The sequence below is a fragment of the Nitrosomonas sp. genome, assembly GCF_019752415.1.
Taxonomy (GTDB): domain Bacteria; phylum Pseudomonadota; class Gammaproteobacteria; order Burkholderiales; family Nitrosomonadaceae; genus Nitrosomonas.
Genome location: NZ_JAIEME010000015.1, coordinates 120,006 through 137,193, shown reverse-complemented (window position 1 = coordinate 137,193; position 17,188 = coordinate 120,006). Strand labels below are relative to the sequence as shown.

15 protein-coding genes and 2 pseudogenes are annotated in these 17,188 nt (G+C 45.5%); 12 read left to right on the top strand and 5 right to left on the bottom strand.

The annotated features are described in order from the left end of the window. Together K2P83_RS03920 and K2P83_RS03915 are read left to right on the top strand one after the other, a co-directional pair. Positions 1-358: sulfotransferase (locus K2P83_RS03920; protein ID WP_292926570.1), on the top strand; the 358-nt coding region annotated here is incomplete at its 5' end. An 892-nt stretch (positions 359-1,250) separates the two neighbouring features. Next, positions 1,251-2,123, top strand: a complete 873-nt coding sequence (locus K2P83_RS03915; protein WP_292926569.1) for a sulfotransferase — start codon at positions 1,251-1,253, stop codon at positions 2,121-2,123. Positions 2,124-2,253: 130 nt separating this feature from the next. On the opposite strand, the pseudogene K2P83_RS03910 reads toward K2P83_RS03915, so the two are convergent. Further along, positions 2,254-2,475: pseudogene (locus tag K2P83_RS03910) on the bottom strand (IS1595 family transposase); the annotation flags it as partial. 888 nt (positions 2,476-3,363) lie between these two features. On the opposite strand from K2P83_RS03910, the gene K2P83_RS03905 reads away from it, so the two are divergent. The 3 genes from K2P83_RS03905 (at position 3,364) to K2P83_RS03895 (ending at position 4,962) form a co-directional block, all read left to right on the top strand. Next, positions 3,364-3,651, top strand: a complete 288-nt coding sequence (locus K2P83_RS03905; protein ID WP_292926568.1) for a DUF883 domain-containing protein — start codon at positions 3,364-3,366, stop codon at positions 3,649-3,651. 13 nt (positions 3,652-3,664) lie between these two features. Next, a complete protein-coding gene (locus K2P83_RS03900; RefSeq protein WP_292926567.1) occupies positions 3,665-4,144 on the top strand; it encodes a hypothetical protein in 480 nt (159 codons plus the stop codon). Positions 4,145-4,278: 134 nt separating this feature from the next. Beyond that, complete coding sequence (locus K2P83_RS03895) at positions 4,279-4,962, top strand: cell wall hydrolase (RefSeq protein ID WP_292926566.1); 684 nt, start codon at positions 4,279-4,281, stop codon at positions 4,960-4,962. A 45-nt stretch (positions 4,963-5,007) separates the two neighbouring features. On the opposite strand, the gene gatB is transcribed toward K2P83_RS03895, so the two are convergent. The 3 genes from gatB to gatC form a co-directional block, all read right to left on the bottom strand. Beyond that, on the bottom strand, positions 5,008-6,450 hold the full coding sequence (gatB, locus tag K2P83_RS03890; RefSeq protein ID WP_292926572.1) for an Asp-tRNA(Asn)/Glu-tRNA(Gln) amidotransferase subunit GatB: 1,443 nt from the start codon (positions 6,448-6,450) through the stop codon (positions 5,008-5,010). Between the two features lie 44 nt (positions 6,451-6,494). Beyond that, positions 6,495-7,943, bottom strand: a complete 1,449-nt coding sequence (gene gatA / locus K2P83_RS03885; RefSeq protein ID WP_292926565.1) for an Asp-tRNA(Asn)/Glu-tRNA(Gln) amidotransferase subunit GatA — start codon at positions 7,941-7,943, stop codon at positions 6,495-6,497. Positions 7,944-8,044: 101 nt separating this feature from the next. After that, complete coding sequence (gene gatC / locus K2P83_RS03880) at positions 8,045-8,332, bottom strand: Asp-tRNA(Asn)/Glu-tRNA(Gln) amidotransferase subunit GatC (protein WP_292926564.1); 288 nt, start codon at positions 8,330-8,332, stop codon at positions 8,045-8,047. 127 nt (positions 8,333-8,459) lie between these two features. On the opposite strand from gatC, the gene K2P83_RS03875 reads away from it, so the two are divergent. The 6 genes from K2P83_RS03875 (at position 8,460) to K2P83_RS03850 (ending at position 15,200) form a co-directional block, all read left to right on the top strand. Then, positions 8,460-9,518 carry a rod shape-determining protein gene (locus K2P83_RS03875; protein ID WP_292926563.1) on the top strand — a complete coding sequence of 353 codons (1,059 nt, stop codon included), beginning with the start codon at positions 8,460-8,462 and terminating at the stop codon, positions 9,516-9,518. A 79-nt stretch (positions 9,519-9,597) separates the two neighbouring features. Then, positions 9,598-10,488, top strand: a complete 891-nt coding sequence (gene mreC / locus K2P83_RS03870; RefSeq protein WP_292926562.1) for a rod shape-determining protein MreC — start codon at positions 9,598-9,600, stop codon at positions 10,486-10,488. 40 nt (positions 10,489-10,528) lie between these two features. After that, the gene (gene mreD / locus K2P83_RS03865) at positions 10,529-11,020 is read left to right on the top strand and encodes a rod shape-determining protein MreD (RefSeq protein ID WP_292926561.1); all 492 of its coding nucleotides are present in this window, start codon (positions 10,529-10,531) and stop codon (positions 11,018-11,020) included. Next, positions 11,017-12,930 (top strand): penicillin-binding protein 2, encoded by a 1,914-nt coding sequence (gene mrdA / locus K2P83_RS03860; protein ID WP_292926560.1) that lies wholly within the window; start codon positions 11,017-11,019, stop codon positions 12,928-12,930. The genes mreD and mrdA overlap by 4 nt, the downstream gene beginning before the upstream one ends. A 207-nt stretch (positions 12,931-13,137) precedes the next feature. Continuing rightward, positions 13,138-14,238, top strand: a complete 1,101-nt coding sequence (gene rodA, locus K2P83_RS03855) for a rod shape-determining protein RodA (protein WP_292926559.1) — start codon at positions 13,138-13,140, stop codon at positions 14,236-14,238. Next, positions 14,235-15,200, top strand: a complete 966-nt coding sequence (locus K2P83_RS03850) for a septal ring lytic transglycosylase RlpA family protein (RefSeq protein ID WP_292926558.1) — start codon at positions 14,235-14,237, stop codon at positions 15,198-15,200. The genes rodA and K2P83_RS03850 overlap by 4 nt, the downstream gene beginning before the upstream one ends. A gap of 611 nt (positions 15,201-15,811) precedes the next feature. Here the strand turns inward: K2P83_RS03850 and K2P83_RS03845 are convergent. Next, positions 15,812-15,985, bottom strand: coding sequence for a hypothetical protein (locus tag K2P83_RS03845; protein ID WP_292926557.1), 174 nt, complete (start codon positions 15,983-15,985; stop codon positions 15,812-15,814). Positions 15,986-16,182: 197 nt separating this feature from the next. Here K2P83_RS03845 and K2P83_RS03840 point away from each other — a divergent pair. Beyond that, positions 16,183-16,272: pseudogene (locus K2P83_RS03840) on the top strand (PEP-CTERM sorting domain-containing protein); the annotation flags it as partial. Between the last annotated feature and the right edge of the window lie 916 nt (positions 16,273-17,188).

Here is a 17,188-nt window from a genome sequence, read left to right as displayed (position 1 = left end):
GACGCCACAGCAGATGGTTGCAGCGGGTTTTAATCCCTTGGAACTTGCAGCGAGAAATTGGGTTGAGGGTATGCAGACACTGGAGCAAGGGATTGCTCTAATTCCGAGCAGCCAGTTATTGGAGGTACGCTATGAACAGTTGTTGCAAGACCCCTGTGATCAATTGCAGCGCATTCTAGAATTCATGGAAGTGAAAGCAAAATCGGATGAAACGTTCTGGGAGATCATAGCGTCTTTACAAATTGCGCCAAAACAAGAGGAATGGGTACGCAACTGGAGTGAATCAGAGTTGGGTTTGGTACTTGCTATACAGAATGATGCTTTGCGCCGCTGGGGATATATTACGGCTGATAAATGAGGTGTGCTGTAAAATGGAATCCATGTGTGTTGATGCTGGGTTTAATTGATCACTGTACTTTACTCATACAGGCAACGGCGAGCATGGACGAATTGAAACGCGAAAAATCTGGGTCACAACAAAATTGAATCACTATCTCAACTTCCCCTATGTGCGCCAGGCCTTTATGATCGAGAGACAATCCATCCGTAAAAAGACCGGGAGATCAGTCGATAAGTTGTTGATGGCATCACTAGCACATAGGTGGATCATGCAATCCCAGAACAGGTTCTTCGGGACAACCGGGGGCACTGGAGCATAGAAAGTTGCCACTACATCATCGACTGGAATTGCGACGAGGATCGCAGTCAAATTCGAACAGGCTTCGGACCAGAAAATATCACACGGTTGCGACGATTTGCAATCGGCTTACTCAAAGATAGAAGCGCAATGAAACGATCCCTGAAATGATGAAAAAACTGATGCTGAATACCCGAAGCAGTCTTTGACTATCTGAAAATGACCCGAAACTCTAATCCTGGTTCAATAGGATAAGAGGTAGCGTAAATTTGCCGTGTTGGAAGAGGCTTTCCCATATACACTGGAAGGTATTGTTGGTAGAATACAAAGCCTTTATAAAAGAAGATTTTTAGATAAAAATGAACCGCAGTTTTTCGCGCCATTTACAAAATAAATTGATTTTTACTGATTCCCCAATTTTTCTGCTAATTAGACATAAACTTTGTGAGTTCTGAATTCTTGTCTGTGTGTTTAATACCCAATTTTGTCTCCAGTGCCCTCTTCATCTCTTATGAAAAAGTATGTTTATTTTTCCTATATCCCTAATCATTATTTGTCTTCTTTACCTGATTCCGGAATTGATCAATTGAAACTGATAAGCGATCACTGATCTATGTATCTCGGACAAAACCTTATTCTTATTCTTAGTCCGCCGCGATCTGGCTCAACCATGCTCCAGCGGATTCTAGGCAGTCACACGGAGGTGCTTACCCATCCAGAACCTCACATTCTCACACCCCTTGCTTTTCAGGGTTATTTCTATCAGATTGAGAAGGCATCATACAATCATAAGGTTGCTGCCCAAGCATTTCGGGAATTTGTGGACTATTTGCCGAACAAGGATGAGGACTATTTGAATGCATGCAGAGCATATTGTGAAGTTCTCTATTCTCGTGCTTTAGAAAACTCAGGGAAGCACTATTTTCTCGACAAAACACCAAATTATGCCGACACAATTCTTCCATTTATCAGCCGTTTATTGCCAGAAGCTAAATTTATTGTTCTGACTCGGCACCCCTTTGCGATATTGTCTAGCGCTGCCAATACCTTCTATAATGGCGATTATGATAGAGCATATTATACCCGTGATTTGCTAGGCACTTTTATTCAGCCTATTGCTCGTTTCCTTAAAGACTCCAATGTTATGCACATCCACATTAAATATGAGGACTTGGTATCTAATCCCGAACTGCATGTTCGCCGTTTACTTGCCTACCTTAATTTGGATTACCAAGAGGGATGCATTCATTTCGGCGAATATCCGCACATCACCAAGACCTACGGCGATCCAAAAATCGGACGGCATATGCGTCCTGTTACGCTATCTCTTGATAATTGGGTCAAAGATTTTACGCACAGGCCTGATCGTAGGAAACTCTGTAAAATGATTATCAATAAGGTGCAACCCGAGGATCTGGCACGTAGATCGCACATTGCTCTGCTAATCAAGCGCCTACGCCAATGTTGTGATGCGCTCATGAAATAGAAAAATGCCTCGCGGGTAATGCAGATGATTCGATGTACCCCTCTTTTTTCTGATTAAATAGGGCGTCTTCAAAAGGCATTATGCACAACCGGTGCAATAGCTCGGTCTTACGCGTGCCCGGCTTGGCAAAAAAACAATGCCGCCAGCGAAATGAGGTCGTATTATGTACACCGCAAGTCCCGGCACTACAACGAATACCTCTCCCATCAGACAATTGCTGGCTATAACATAGCCTTTATCTTTGTGCTGTAACCTTGTTAATGAAGTGCCCGACAGGGGATTAAAGGTAACTTTGCAGCTTGGATGCGGAACCCCAGCGAACAATGTGTTCTTTGCTACACTTGGGGCATAGTAGTTTGTTCGATCGATTTGACCTGGTCAAGTAAAATCGGACACCTCAATTAAGCAACTTTCATCGTTTTGCTGCCTCAGCTTCATATTGGTTCGGATTTTTGTAATCCAGGTCCCAGCGAACGTGAAACCGGCCACCAGGGGTGGCTACGCTTTGTTCAGCCACCGTTTGTTACGTCTTCTGAAAAGTAGTATTGATCGCCTCGACCAGTATCTTCTTCTTAAATTTAATTTTACCCATTGGGTGAGCCCCCTATCCTGTCGAAAACCCTTGCCAGAAATATGTTTGTGGCAATTTTACAGGAATCAACCGAGGAAAAAAGGTTCAGCGTTTCTGAAAAATCCGCCGTTGAAATGCCCCTCAGGTATAGCCAGGGTAAAAACTCCTCAATATTCTTGGCGCGCTTCAAGTAAGGCGGTATTTTCCTTATTTTGATAATCGATCTGGGCAGATCTTTATCAACAGATTACACCGCTTTCTTCTCCTTCCATACACCAGAAATTAGTATAGCTCACGATAGGGGAAAAACTTTTTGCAGTGTTGTGGGACGCATTGACACTCGATACGGAACACAAGTGTTTCTTATTAAATGAGGAGAAAGAGCGTCGAAAAGGAGTGCCGGGATTCGATAAAGAGAACTGGCCTGATATGGCCGATGAAACATGGACGAAAAGCACCCATTCTTATTATGGGACGGAGTTAAACACGCATTTACCCACCTCATCCGTATCCTTTGTTCGTCACCGTACATACAGCAGACAATTGGTGCGATATCGTGTGTGCGTGGCAGTGTGATTCACATCGCACTAACGGGTTGATTTTTAGATACCACAATTCGTATTTGGGTTAATCAATTATCGATTTATTCGTTCAAAAGGAGAACAAACCATGGCATCAGCAGATGAATTTAGCAAAGAGATGGATCAACTAAGAAAGGAATTCATCACCCTTCGGCATGAACTAGGATCGCTGATGACGTCAGTGAAGGATCAGGTAGGAAAGCAAGGTGACAAGGCTGTTGATCTGGCTCATGACGCGGAAAAGCGTGTGCGTGACCAGACTAAGCTGGCCGGAGAAAGTGTGGAGAGGTATATCGAAGAACGCCCGCTTACCAGTGTACTTGTTGCTTTCGGCAGCGGTTTCGTGATCGGCATGCTACTGAGTAATAAAAATTAAACGGTTGACATAAGTGCTGCCCAAATTGCTTGCAGAGATCGTCGCTGCGGAACATGCCAAACTATGGCGGAGTTCGGTCAAATTAGCCATTGTGATGTCCCTGTTGGGGTTGGTCGTGATGGCCGTGGTAGTTGGCATGGTTTTCGTGCTTTATGGTTTGTACTTATCGTTGGTAGAGACATTCCCGCCCTGGCAAGCAGGCGTAATTGTGGGGGGTGTTGTGGTGTTCTTTGCGGCAATCTTGCTAATGGTTATTGCCCAACAAAGCCGAGCAGTTACGATTAAAAACAGTAATCCCCCTGAGCAAGCTGCTGATGATCCCTCCGCTCAGTTGGGAGCCGTAATTGGCGATATTGTTGCTAAGTCTAATGTTAAAAGCAGCGACTTTGTGCTGACGGCATTGATCGCTGGAATAGTGCTTGGTGCTAGTCCGAGTCTTCGACAGCGGATACTGACTACGTTATCAGATCTGACCAAACCTAACGATAAATAACTTTATGACGTTGAACTTCTGTTTCAGATGGATGGGGTTTCTCAAATGATTCATGAATCCTTTATTCTTTAATTCTCATCTATCTTTTTCACCGCATGAATTGAAGTTTTTATCTCTCAGAAGGTTTGGTGCGAATGGCCGTCGCGCGTATTGGGTGGATATGGGTTTTTTTGATTTATTCTGGAGGTGATTCGAGTATGCGTCAGATATGGATTGTAACCTGCCTTGCGACAAGCCTTCTCTTAGGCCAGGCAGTCGCGGCTGATCAAGCACGAAAGGCGGAAATCGCCGAGAGCAAGGCGGAGGTACTGGAGGAGAAGGCCGCACCCGATGGCAGCAAAGTGCCTCCGACTCCAGCCCAACTCATCTCTAAGCCCCAAGCGCAAGCAGTCGATGCGATCGGCGAAGAGCCGTTGGACGGTGCAGTCACTTGTCTTGCCCGCAGCATCTACTGGGAGGCCAGGGGACAGGGTGATACCGGTATGGAAGCCGTTGCCAATGTGGTTATGAACCGGGTAGGCCATGAGGGCTTTCCAAACACCATCTGTGGCGTTGTCAAGCAAGGCCATGAGCAAGGAGCCTGCCAGTTCTCGTGGTGGTGCGATGGCCGTTCGGATGACGCAAAGGAGAACGAATCCTACGCGATCGCCAAGGAAATCGCCCGCAAGGCCCTCAATCGTCAACTTAAGGACCGAACCGGTGGTGCCTTATACTTCCATCATCGGAAAGTAGTTCCCGGTTGGTCCAAGGAATATGCCAAGATGGCCGAGGTCGGCGAGTTTATCTTCTATAAACCGGCTGGCGGCGTGGCCAAATAGGCTCTGTAGATTGATATTGGCGAGAGTTCGTAACACGCGATGGTTTTATCCATCTAGCTTTTTCTTCAGCATGGCGTTGACTTGCGCCGGATTGGCTTTGCCTTGCGTGGCTTTCATGATCTGGCCGATCAGTGAATTGAAAGCTTTTTCCTTGCCGTTCCGATAATCAGCGACTTGTTGGGCATTGGCGGCTAGCACCTGATCAACCAATTTTTCAATGGCGCTGTCGTCGGAAATCTGTTTCAGGCCTTTGGCTTCGATGATGGCGTCGACATTTTTGCCGAGTTCGCCGTTCCACATACTTTCAAACACCGTCTTCGCGGCTTTGCCGGAAATGGTGCCGTCATTGATGCGTGCGAGCAGCGCGGCGAGTTGGGCGGGGGTGATCGGGCAGGCAGTCATTTCAATGCCTTCCTTGTTCAATTGTCCGCTGATCTCGCCCATAATCCAGTTGGCGCACAGTTTGGCTTGTGCGGGTAATTGCTTGAGCGTGGCGTCAAAATAATCCGCCATTTCGCGAGAACTGGTCAGCACGGAAGCGTCATAGGCAGACAATGCAAACGCGGAAACATAACGATCCCGCCGTGCTTGCGGTAATTCCGGTAGGGTTTGCTTGATTTGATCAATCCAGCTTTGCGGAATTTCCAGCGGCAATAAATCCGGATCGGGGAAATAGCGGTAGTCGTTGGCGTCTTCCTTGGTGCGCATGGTGCGTGTTTCGTCTTTGTTGGCATCATACAGACGGGTTTCCTGCCGGATCGCGCCGCCATCTTCAAGGATTTCAATTTGCCTTCTGGCTTCATAATCGATGGCTTTTTCCAGAAAACGGAATGAGTTCAGATTTTTAATTTCGCAGCGTGTGCCAAGTTTTTCCGTGCCGTGCGGGCGTACTGAGACATTCGCATCGCAGCGGAATGAGCCTTCCTGCATATTGCCGTCGCAAATGCCAATCCAACGCACCAGTGCATGCAATATTTTCGCGTACGCTACGGCTTCCGCGCTGCTGCGCATGTCCGGTTCGGAGACGATTTCCAGCAATGGCGTGCCAGCACGGTTCAGATCAATGCCGCTCATGCCATGAAAATCTTCGTGCAGCGATTTTCCGGCATCTTCTTCCAAGTGCGCGCGAGTCAGGCGGATGTTCTTTTCAGTGCCATCGACTTGAATATGAATATTGCCGCCTTGCACCACCGGTAATTCGTATTGGCTGATTTGATAGCCTTTGGGCAAATCAGGATAAAAATAATTCTTACGCGCGAAAATGGAAGGCGAATTGATTTTCGCCCCCACCGACAGTCCCAGTTTAATCGCCCGTTCCACCGCGCCTTTATTGAGTACCGGCAAAACTCCCGGCAGCGCCAGATCGATTACACTTGCCTGGGTATTCGGCGCTGCGCCATAGGCGGTGGATGAGCCTGAGAAAATTTTGGATTGCGTTGAAAGTTGAGCATGTACTTCAAGGCCGATGACAATTTCCCACTGCATGATGTATTTTCCGACTAAATTGATATTTTCAGGAATGAACGATTGGTTTAAACGGGCGACTGCAAATGCCAGCCGGTAGCCAGTTGATATTGGTGCGCGACATTCAGCATTTGCGCTTCGCTGAAGTAATTGCCAATGATATGCAAACCGACCGGCCGGTTTTTATCGCCAAAGCCGACTGGGATCGACATGGCCGGCATTCCGGTGAGATTGGCCGCGCTGGTATAAATGTCCGATAAATACATCTGGATCGGATCACCGCTTTTTTCTCCCAGATTAAAAGCCACGGTGGGGGTGGTGGGCCCCATGATGATGTCGCATTGTTTGTAAGCTTCGGTAAAATCCTGAGCGATCAGGCGGCGTAGCTTTTGCGCTTTAATGTAATAGGCGTCGTAGTATCCGTGCGATAAAACGTAAGTACCGATCAGAATGCGCCGTTTCACTTCCGCACCAAAACCTTCCGCACGCGATTTGCGGTACATGTCGGCCAGATCGCCGTACGATTTTGCGCGATGGCCATAGCGCACGCCGTCAAAACGGGATAAATTGCTCGATGCTTCAGCAGGCGCCAGCACATAATAAACGGGGATCGCCAGCGGTGCGTTCGGCAATGAGACTTCAATCGTTTGCGCACCCAGTTTGCGGTATTCATCCAATGCTTTCTCAATGGCGTTTTCGACATCCTTGCTCATGCCTTCGGCGAAATATTCCTTCGGCAGGCCGATGCGCAAGCCAGCTAACGGTTTTTGCAGATCCCGCGCGTAGTCTTCGGCGTTCCGTTGCAGGCTGGTTGAGTCGCGCGGATCAAATCCGGTCATGATATTCAGCAGCAGCGCGAGATCTTCTGCCGATTTGGCCATCGGTCCGCCCTGATCCAAGCTGGAGGCGAAGGCAATCATGCCGTAGCGGGACACCAATCCGTAGGTCGGTTTGATTCCCGAGATGCCGCACAAGGCCGCTGGCTGGCGAATGGAGCCGCCGGTATCGGTGCCGGTTGCTGCCGGTGACAGTCTTGCTGCCACTGCGCAAGCTGCACCGCCTGAACTGCCGCCAGGTACCGCGGCATGATCCCAGGGGTTTTTCACCGGTCCATAAAATGATGTTTCGTTGCTCGACCCCATGGCGAATTCATCCATGTTGGTCTTGCCGATATTGACCGCACCCGCTTGATTGAAACGTTCAATGACTCCGGCATCATACGGTGAGACAAAATTCGACAGCATTTTTGACCCGCAGGTGGTCAGCCAGCCTTTGGTGCAAAAAATATCTTTCTGCGCAATGGGGATTCCGGTCAATGGACCGGCTTGTCCAGCCGCGATCATTTGGTCGGCTGCCCGGGCTTGTGCAAGGCTTAGTTCTTCATTTACTGTAATGAATGCATTGTATTCAGGATTAAGCGCCTTGATGCGTTTGAGAAATTCTGTTGTTAGTTCAGTGCTGGAAATCTTTTTTTCGGCAAGCTGAAGGGAGAACTGTTTAAGGCTGGCATTAAACATGGTATTTACTGATAGAGAAAAATAAAATGTTGCGTATAATTATCGTTTTTAAATTCTAGGATATAGTTCTTCCGATTCACATCGTTGAAGTAGTTTTTAGTCTATTCAATAACTTGTGGAACCAGATAGAGACCGGCTTCGACTTGTGGCGCTATCGATTGATATAATTCGCGCTGGTCGGTTTCAGTGACTGCATCTTCACGTAAACGTTGTGTGACACTTTGGGCGTGTGACATGGGTTCAACTGCTGAGGTATCGACTGCTTGCATGGTTTCAATCAAATTGAAAATACCGGATAACTGAATCAAAGTTTCTTTTGCTTCGTCTTCATCAATCTCAATATAAGCAAGATCAGCTATACGTTTTACATCGCTAACAGACAAAGTCATTTTATAGGGCAACCTTATATTCAAATAAGTATTAGGGTATCATGCCCCGTTTAACTGGCGTATTATTTTTTGAAGGTTTTAATTTTTATTCGCTCTCACATAATTACTAATAACGGATTCTGCCACTATGTTTAATTTCTTGAACAACAATATTCTTGGAAGCTATTTCTCAACAGATATGGCGATTGATCTGGGCACAGCGAATACGCTGATTTATGTCCATGGCCAAGGAATCGTGTTGGATGAACCCTCTGTAGTAGCAATCCGCGAAGAAAGCGGGGCCAATGGCAAGAAAATGATTCAGCAAGTAGGTCTTGCAGCCAAGCAAATGTTAGGCCGCACACCGGGGAATATTACAGCCATTCGCCCAATGAAAGACGGTGTGATTGCAGATTTCACAGTGACTGAACAAATGCTTAAGATGTTTATCCGGAAAGTGAATCCTCCCCGGTTGTTCTCAGCCAATCCGCGTATTGTGATTTGTGTGCCTTATGGATCCACTCAGGTGGAACGCCGCGCAATTCGTGAAGCCGCCTACGGTGCTGGTGCCCGCAAAGTTGAATTGATAGAAGAACCCATGGCAGCCGCATTGGGTGCTGACATGCCAGTTGAATCACCTACCGGTTCCATGGTGGTTGATATTGGCGGAGGCACTACGGAAGTTGGTGTTATCTCGCTAGGCGGTATCGTTTATTCTAATTCCGTGCGCGTGGGTGGGGACAAATTTGACGAAGCAATCATTAACTATATCCGCCGCAACTATGGCATGTTAATTGGCGAACCTACTGCAGAAATCATTAAAAAAGAAATTGGCTCGGCTTTCCCTGGATCAGAAGTGCGCGAAATTGAGGTGAAAGGGCGCAACCTTGCGGAAGGAATACCGCGTAGCTTCACCATTTCCAGTAATGAGATTCTGGAAGCACTGGCAGAGCCGCTAAACAGCATTGTTAGTGCGGTTAAATCGGCTCTGGAACATACCCCGCCGGAATTGGGTTCGGATATTGCCGACAAAGGCATGGTTATGACCGGAGGCGGTGCTTTGCTACGTGATATTGATCGTTTGTTAATGGAAGAAACCGGTTTGTCCGTCATTGTCGCCGATGATCCGCTGACCTGTGTGGTGCGTGGCGCTGGCATTGCTCTGGAAAACATGGATCGTTCGATAGGTATTTTTGCACGTGACTAAACACATTGAACCAGTAATCTTTTTTCTTATTTTATAGACTGAATCAGACACAAAACCAGATTCATAAATACTGGACGTAATGGAAACAGCTCCTCAGTTTTTCAGACATGGCCCAGGTCCGTTTGTACGGCTGTTTGTTTTCGCTTTGTTATCCTGTTTACTCATTGTTGGAGATGTGCGTTTCAAATATTTTCCGCAATTGCGTCAGGCTATCGGTGTGGTTATTTTTCCTTTGCAGAAGATTGCTTATATCCCAGCCAATATTTATGATCAAGTGGAGGAATTTATTGCCAGTTTCAACTTATTGGAAGAGAACATAAAACTGAGGCAGATCTATCTTGAGAACCGGGAACAATTGCTAAAATTAGCTTCGCTGGAAGCTGAGAATATTCATTTGCGCAATTTGTTCGGAGCGGTGCAGTATATTGAAACCAAAACCAGAACCAAGGCAGTCCTGGCTAAAATATTGTATACCCCGCGCGATCCGTTCAATCATAAAATTACCCTGAATAAAGGCAGTCAGCATCATATTCAACTCGGCCAAGCTGTCATTGACGATAAAGGCATCGTTGGACAAATCACGCAGTTATATCCTTGGTCATCCGAAGTGACACTGTTGACCGACAGAGATCATTCTGTTCCGGTGCAAGTTGTCCGTAATAGCTTACGTTCTGTCGTCTCAGGTACCGGTAAAAATGATCAACTGGAGTTGCGTTACCTATCGGTGAATACTGATATTCAGCAAGGCGACCAGTTGGTCACTTCCGGAATCGGCGGGGTTTATCCGCCCGGTATTCCTGTTGCGACAGTATTGCGAATTGAACGAGACCCTACGGGTGATTTTGCCCAGATTATCAGCACACCGGTTGCCGGCGTGGACCGGAACCGGCAGGTTTTAATCCTGTCCCTGATACAACCGGAAACCCATGATGCTTTAGAGATGCCTAAAATTGACTCCGGAAAGAATTAAGGAAAATAGGTCAAATAAGGATAATTATTTTGGACAGGATGTGTATATTCCTGCCAGTAATTGGTTTATTGCGGCAAGCTTAGTTGCAGCTTTGATTCTAAATTTCCTGCCATTGCAAGAGGATATACTAGTATTTCGCCCTGATTTCGTGGCAATTGCCATAGCCTATTGGAACATTAGTCATCCGCATAAAATGGGGATGGGTGTGGCTTTCGGCATGGGATTAATGATGGACGTCGGAAATACCGGTATATTGGGACAGCATGCGTTAGCCTATTGTGTCATTGTTTACCTTACATTAATTTTCGGGCGGCGATTAAGGCTATTTAATTCGATGCAACAAGCCCCTCAGATAGGTTTGATACTATTGATCGTGCAGATAGTCATTGTTCTGGTTGCAGTCTCAGGTGGCTCAGCCTTGCCCGATGGGCAATATTTCTTTGCGACAGTGACGGGTACCTTGCTTTGGGCACCCGGATCCTTTCTGTTAGCGACGCTCCTGAAGCAAAAACCAGATCCTGATGCGTTATGAAACGACATGTAGAGCTGCGAAATCATCCTGTCGAATTACATAAATTCCGTTTTCGTCTCGCCATTAGCGCTTGTTTTGTACTTGTACTTTTCTTGATACTCTATGTGCGTTTCTATTATTTGCAGGTTTCTCAACAAGAACACTATCATACGTTGGCGGAAGCAAACCGTATTTCCATTTCACCGTTAGTTCCCAATCGCGGTTTGATTTATGACCGCAATGGCAGGGCTCTGGCGCAGAACTATTCAGCGTACACGTTAGAGGTTATCCCCAGTAAAATCCGGAAACTTGAATCGACACTGGATGAGCTGGCGGCAATTATTGAAATAACAGCCACCGACCGTCAGCGGTTCAAGAAATTGCTAAAGGAAAGCAAGCGATTTAATAGTTTGCCGATTCGCAGCCGTTTGACGGATGTGGAAATCGCAACTTTTGCGGCTAATCGCTACCGGTTTCCTGGCATTGAAATCAAGGCGCGTGTGCTGCGCCAATATCCGGAAAAAGAAGTCGTATCGCATATCATCGGTTATATCAGCCGTATCAATGATCAAGATCTTGAGCAACTTGAACGCAATGAAGAACTCAATAATTATCGAGGTTCTCAGCATATTGGAAAGATTGGCATTGAACAGAGCTATGAGAAGCAATTGCATGGCATTACCGGTTTTGAGGAAGTAGAAACCGATGCAGCAGGCCGCTCCATTCGCGTTCTGTCACGCACACCATCGATTCCTGGTAATAATTTGATCCTTTCAATCGATCTCGGGTTGCAGGAGGCTGCAGAAAATGCTTTTGGCGACCGTCGTGGCGCATTGGTTGCATTGGATCCGAATAATGGCGAGGTGCTTGCCTTTGTCAGCAAGCCAGGCTATGACAATAATCTTTTTATCGGTGGGATTGATCAGGAAAACTGGAATCTGTTGAACAACTCGATTGATAGGCCACTGAACAATCGGGCATTACGGGGTGTTTATCCACCGGGATCAACCTTTAAACCTTTCATGGCATTGGCGGCGCTTGAGCTCGGGAAACGCACACCGGAATATAGTATGAGCGATCCCGGATACTTCTCATTACCTGGTGTAGAGCGCCGCTATCGCGATTGGAAACCGGGTGGCCATGGTCGAGTTGATTTGCACAAATCATTAGTTGTTTCATGCGATACCTATTATTACAGTCTTGCCAACGATCTGGGAATAGATAATATACACAACTTCATCGGTCAATTTGGGTTGGGTAAGAAAACAGGCATTGATATCGAAGGTGAGGTTTCTGGACTCCTGCCTTCGTCTGCCTGGAAAATGAGCCAATATAAGCAAAAGTGGTATGCCGGTGATACCATTTCTGTCGCAATCGGTCAGGGCTATAATCTGACCACACCTTTGCAGCTTGCTTTTGCCACTATGATCATCGCAAATAATGGTAAAGCTTATCTTCCCCGTCTGGTCAAACAAATACAAAACAGTGAGACAGGGGATGTTAAGGATATTCCAGAAAAACTACTCTACAGTCTGAATTTGAAACCCAAAAATCTTGAAATAGTCAAGAATGCATTGGTTGATGTCACCCGCCCTGGTGGTACAGCTGCAAAAGCCGCTATTAACGCAAGTTATACATTTGCAGGTAAAACAGGTACATCACAAGTAATCGGTATTAAGCAGGGCGAACGGTACAATGAAAAATCTATTAATGAGCGTCACCGTGACCATGCTATGTTTATTGCTTATGCGCCAGCGGAGAACCCGAAAATTGCATTAGCGGTACTGGTTGAAAATACTGGAACCGGCGGTTCAACCGCAGCACCTATCGCCAGACAAGTATTTGATTATTATTTATTAGGAAAATTGCCTGAAGCGACTGTTGCAAAATTAGATGAGCCTGTTGAGGAACATATTCATGATCATCTCTAGCAGACTGTTGAAAAGCTATCTGCGTTGCCGCTGCGGTGTTAATAACAAACTAAAAATGCTCATTTATTAAGCATAAACTGCACTTTCTAGCTTGTTTCTGCCTTGCGTTGGTTGCCTCGGAAAGCATTTTTCAACGGCCTGCAAAGGGGTAGGGTAGGCGATTGGTTAAACAATCCATTTAACGCTGACAGTTGACTAAATCTAAGCATGATAGAAATTAAAAAAATCTGGCACTATCTCACACGCTACATGGATAGTTTTCTGTTGATCGGAATACTAATATTAATGGCTGTGGGGTTGATTGTGCTCTACAGTGCTACAGGCGCAAATATGAGTAGAGTCAGTAATCAAATCATTAACATGCTGGTGGCCTTGGTGATCATGTGGCTGGTTGCCAATATCCCTTTGCAACAAATCATGCGTCTGGCACTACCGATGTATATAGTCGGACTTTCCTTACTAATTGGTGTTGCCTTGTTTGGAGAAATCAACAATGGTGCCAGGCGCTGGCTGAATATCGGGGTAACAAGAATCCAACCGTCTGAATTGATGAAGATTGCCATACCGCTGATGATGGCTTGGTATTTCGACAAACACGAAATCACCCTACGACTGAAAGATTATCTTGGTGCAACGATATTGTTAATGTTGCCGGTTTTGTTGATTCTGCGGCAACCGGATTTGGGTACTGCATTACTGATTGCGGCCAGCGGTTTTTATGTGTTGTTCCTGGCTGGATTATCCTGGCGCATCATTGCCGGATTGGTGATAACAGTTGCGGCTAGTTTGCCGGTATTTTGGTCAATCATGCATGATTACCAGCGACGGCGCATTATGACTTTGCTTGATCCTTCACAAGATCCACTCGGTGCAGGCTATCACACCATACAATCAACTATTGCGATTGGTTCTGGTGGTGTTGTTGGTAAAGGCTGGCAAAATGGCACGCAAGCGCAATTGGATTTTTTACCGGAACAGAGCACTGATTTTATTTTTGCAGTTTTTTCCGAAGAGTTCGGCCTCATTGGTAATACCATACTATTGTTCCTATATTTAATAGTCATTGCGCGTTGCATGGTAATTACGGCCAATGCCTCGACTCAATTTACGCGACTGATTGCTGGGTCAATTACACTGACTTTCTTTACCTACATTTTTGTTAACATGGGAATGGTTAGTGGTATCCTTCCCATAGTAGGGGTTCCGCTTCCACTCATCAGCTATGGGGGTACATCGATGGTGACAATGTTGCTTGGTTTTGGTATTTTGATGAGTATTCAAACACATCCTAAACTAATTAAAACATGACAAACACTAAATCCGCGCTCCAAAAAACTAGTAACTATTTGGTTGTATTATCGACACCGGTTAATGGATTGGCATCGGCAATGTTCTTTGCTTTGTTGGCGGCTTGCAGCAGCACGCCGCAATACACAGGCGCGCTGCCGAAAAAAGATGTAACTTCTGCTTCACTTTCTCACCCAGGATCAAGTCCGGTAGCTAGAAAAGGAGGAGGATATTATCTGGATGATGGTCCAGGCGATAATCCGCCACCCGATCTGCATTTGGTTCCAGACGCCATACCCAGAGCTGAATTGCTGCGGCCGGCCAATATGCAGCCGTATGTCGCACTAGGGAAAAATTTTAAACCTATGACTGAACTTCGTCCCTATAAAGAACGCGGAACCGCTTCATGGTATGGTCGGCGCTATCATGGAAACAATACGGCATCGGGGGAGGTTTACGACATGTATGCAATGACGGCGGCTCACCCGACATTGCCGTTACCCAGCTATGTCCGGGTAACCAATCTGGAGAATGGCAAGTCTGTGATTGTGCGTCTGAATGATCGCGGACCTTTTCTATCCGATCGCTTAATCGATCTTTCTTATACGGCGGCTTATAAATTGGGAATACTGGCTGGTGGAAGTGGCCGTGTGGAGGTTGAAAGCATATTGCCTGGTGAGAGTGATACGGTCAGACTGGCTGTTTCCAAACCATCGGCATCGTTGCCCGTTGCAGATAGTAATACGGAAATGAATATGGTTTACCTGCAACTGGGTGCATTTGGTTCATCAGATAATGCACATAATTTTCTGACACAAATACGTAAGAAACTCCCGTGGCTAAACGATACGGTCAGTATTACCCAGAATAATGGGTTGTACAAAATTCACGCTGGCCCCTATCCAGATCAGGTCGTTGCTAAGCTGGCGGCTAATACGATTACGCAGCAGCTTGCGATAAAGCCTGTGTTGGTGACCGACTGATAAAGACAAAAAAATCCCTATTGCAAGCAATAGGGATTAAAGGGCCTCGTCATAAAATCATCAATCGCAATCCGCAGGTCAAATGTAAAACATCTTCCTCAGTAAATATCACTACATTTTTTACATTCGACTTCGAGATTCTCGAATCAATTGCGATCACATGATTTCAAGTTTAATACCTACTGAGAATTTTGAAGATGAAAACAGAGAGGAAATATACCGCTATTTCTAAATTATGCCTGTGACTTTTAGCACACACCTGTAAAAACTTTGTCTTGCTAGCGATTCAATAAAGGTTAATTTACTTACTTTTAAAAGACTTAAGCGATTGCTGCTGATATTCCTGTTTTTATCAGGCGTGCGATAATTGCGCCATCTAGGAGTCTGTCGGACTTAAGGTCAATCTACTGCGCCAGTGGGATAACGGTTCATATTTCCTCAATTTCTCGTTGCATAGATCGTCTATGCGCCTAAAATAGAGAAAATATGCACTCACCCTCCCACTAGGCTCGCTACGATTGCTTAAGTCCGACAGACTCCTGGAGTATCAAACAACAATTTTGTTGAAAATCTATCCGGAAAAATGGGTGGGTATCAAAATGTAATTCTCCCTAGTTTATATTTCTACCAAACACCAAATAACTGGATACGTTTGCAACTTTCTCCGCAGGGAAAAGAACCAAAATGGCTAGCAGCAATTGTTTCAGATTCCAAGTGCTGGCTGCCATCCGCAGATTGCTATGAGCACCGAGAGCGCCGTATTCAAACAGAGAAACACGTTCCATAAATAAATGATTTTTGAATCGAAAATTAAGTGATTTGCTTATTGAATGTGTGATCAATCCGGGCTACATTGAAGAAGCAATCAAATTGGCTTGGGTTTCTTGATTTTTTTGCAATGTGAACTGCCGTGACACCACGGAAATACTCAATCACATAGGAACAATAATCATGCCCTAAACCAATTTATATACCGCCAGTAATACCCGAACCAGAAACTTACATGATGTTTCTGGGCGGGTTAGGTCTAATTGGGTTTCTGGCGCGGCGTAGAAAAGAAGCTGTCATTTAACTCAGATTTAAATTTAATCCAGAACGGGCGCTTAGGCTTCCGTTTTTATTACTTGAATGGCTAAAAAGTGCAGCTATGGATCTGATGAAACTGCTTGCAGCAGATTGATGGCAGTTAAGCTGATAATGTTGCGGCAGTACTCTTCTCAGCTCCCGATCAAAATGCCTGAAATGGTTCCGAGTCGCTTCAATGTAAGCTTGCTCAAGCGATTTATGATCTTGACCGGCAGTTTTTTTGTTTTTTGGTACGTGATGTTTCTCTCATTTACAGTCGTGTCAACATGAGTGACATCTTCCAGCGCCTTGCCATGACAAGGCGGCCTCTGCTGGAATTCTTTCATGCCACAGAACAATTGATAATAAAGGTCGCGTTTCTAATGCAATGCTGCCGATTAGTTACTCAAGTTTCTACCTGCTTCAGTAGCAACAATCCAATCTTTAACCGGACCGCTTACCTGGCGAACCTGTCGCTGTTATGTAATGGATGGAAAAAGCTTCGTCAGATTCTTCTCAGGATATCACTGTTGCGAGCTTCAGCAATGGCCCATTGGGATCAAGCTGTTGAAACAGAGGTCTTGCTCCAAATAAATTCGGCTTATGAATCATTCTGCTGTGTCTGAGCGATTTTTAATCGTTGTTTCGACTAGAAATACGATGCTATTCTAACATTTTCGATCGTTATGATCACTAATAATAAGTGCATTCATAAATAATATCAATTGCTTGTGAATACTTTATAACCGACTATTTGTTCTCATTACAACATTAAGAAATAAAATTTCAAACTTCTTCCTGAAGCCAATTTTATTTGCTATTTTTTCCAGTCTTCTAGTTGCGTTCTTAACTCGTGTATAACTTAACCTTTAAGTTTTAAACACTAAACTCCAGTATTATTATAAGTGATGATACAATTACTT

Coding starts and splice junctions, on each gene's coding strand:
- K2P83_RS03915 (WP_292926569.1), top strand. CDS start 1,251: ATGTATCTCGGACAAAACCTTATTCTTATTCTTAGTCCGCCGCGATCT.
- K2P83_RS03905 (WP_292926568.1), top strand. CDS start 3,364: ATGGCATCAGCAGATGAATTTAGCAAAGAGATGGATCAACTAAGAAAG.
- K2P83_RS03895 (WP_292926566.1), top strand. CDS start 4,279: ATGGCCGTCGCGCGTATTGGGTGGATATGGGTTTTTTTGATTTATTCT.
- gatA (WP_292926565.1), bottom strand. CDS start 7,943: ATGTTTAATGCCAGCCTTAAACAGTTCTCCCTTCAGCTTGCCGAAAAA.
- gatC (WP_292926564.1), bottom strand. CDS start 8,332: ATGACTTTGTCTGTTAGCGATGTAAAACGTATAGCTGATCTTGCTTAT.
- K2P83_RS03875 (WP_292926563.1), top strand. CDS start 8,460: ATGTTTAATTTCTTGAACAACAATATTCTTGGAAGCTATTTCTCAACA.
- mreC (WP_292926562.1), top strand. CDS start 9,598: ATGGAAACAGCTCCTCAGTTTTTCAGACATGGCCCAGGTCCGTTTGTA.
- mrdA (WP_292926560.1), top strand. CDS start 11,017: ATGAAACGACATGTAGAGCTGCGAAATCATCCTGTCGAATTACATAAA.
- rodA (WP_292926559.1), top strand. CDS start 13,138: ATGATAGAAATTAAAAAAATCTGGCACTATCTCACACGCTACATGGAT.
- K2P83_RS03850 (WP_292926558.1), top strand. CDS start 14,235: ATGACAAACACTAAATCCGCGCTCCAAAAAACTAGTAACTATTTGGTT.
- K2P83_RS03845 (WP_292926557.1), bottom strand. CDS start 15,985: ATGGAACGTGTTTCTCTGTTTGAATACGGCGCTCTCGGTGCTCATAGC.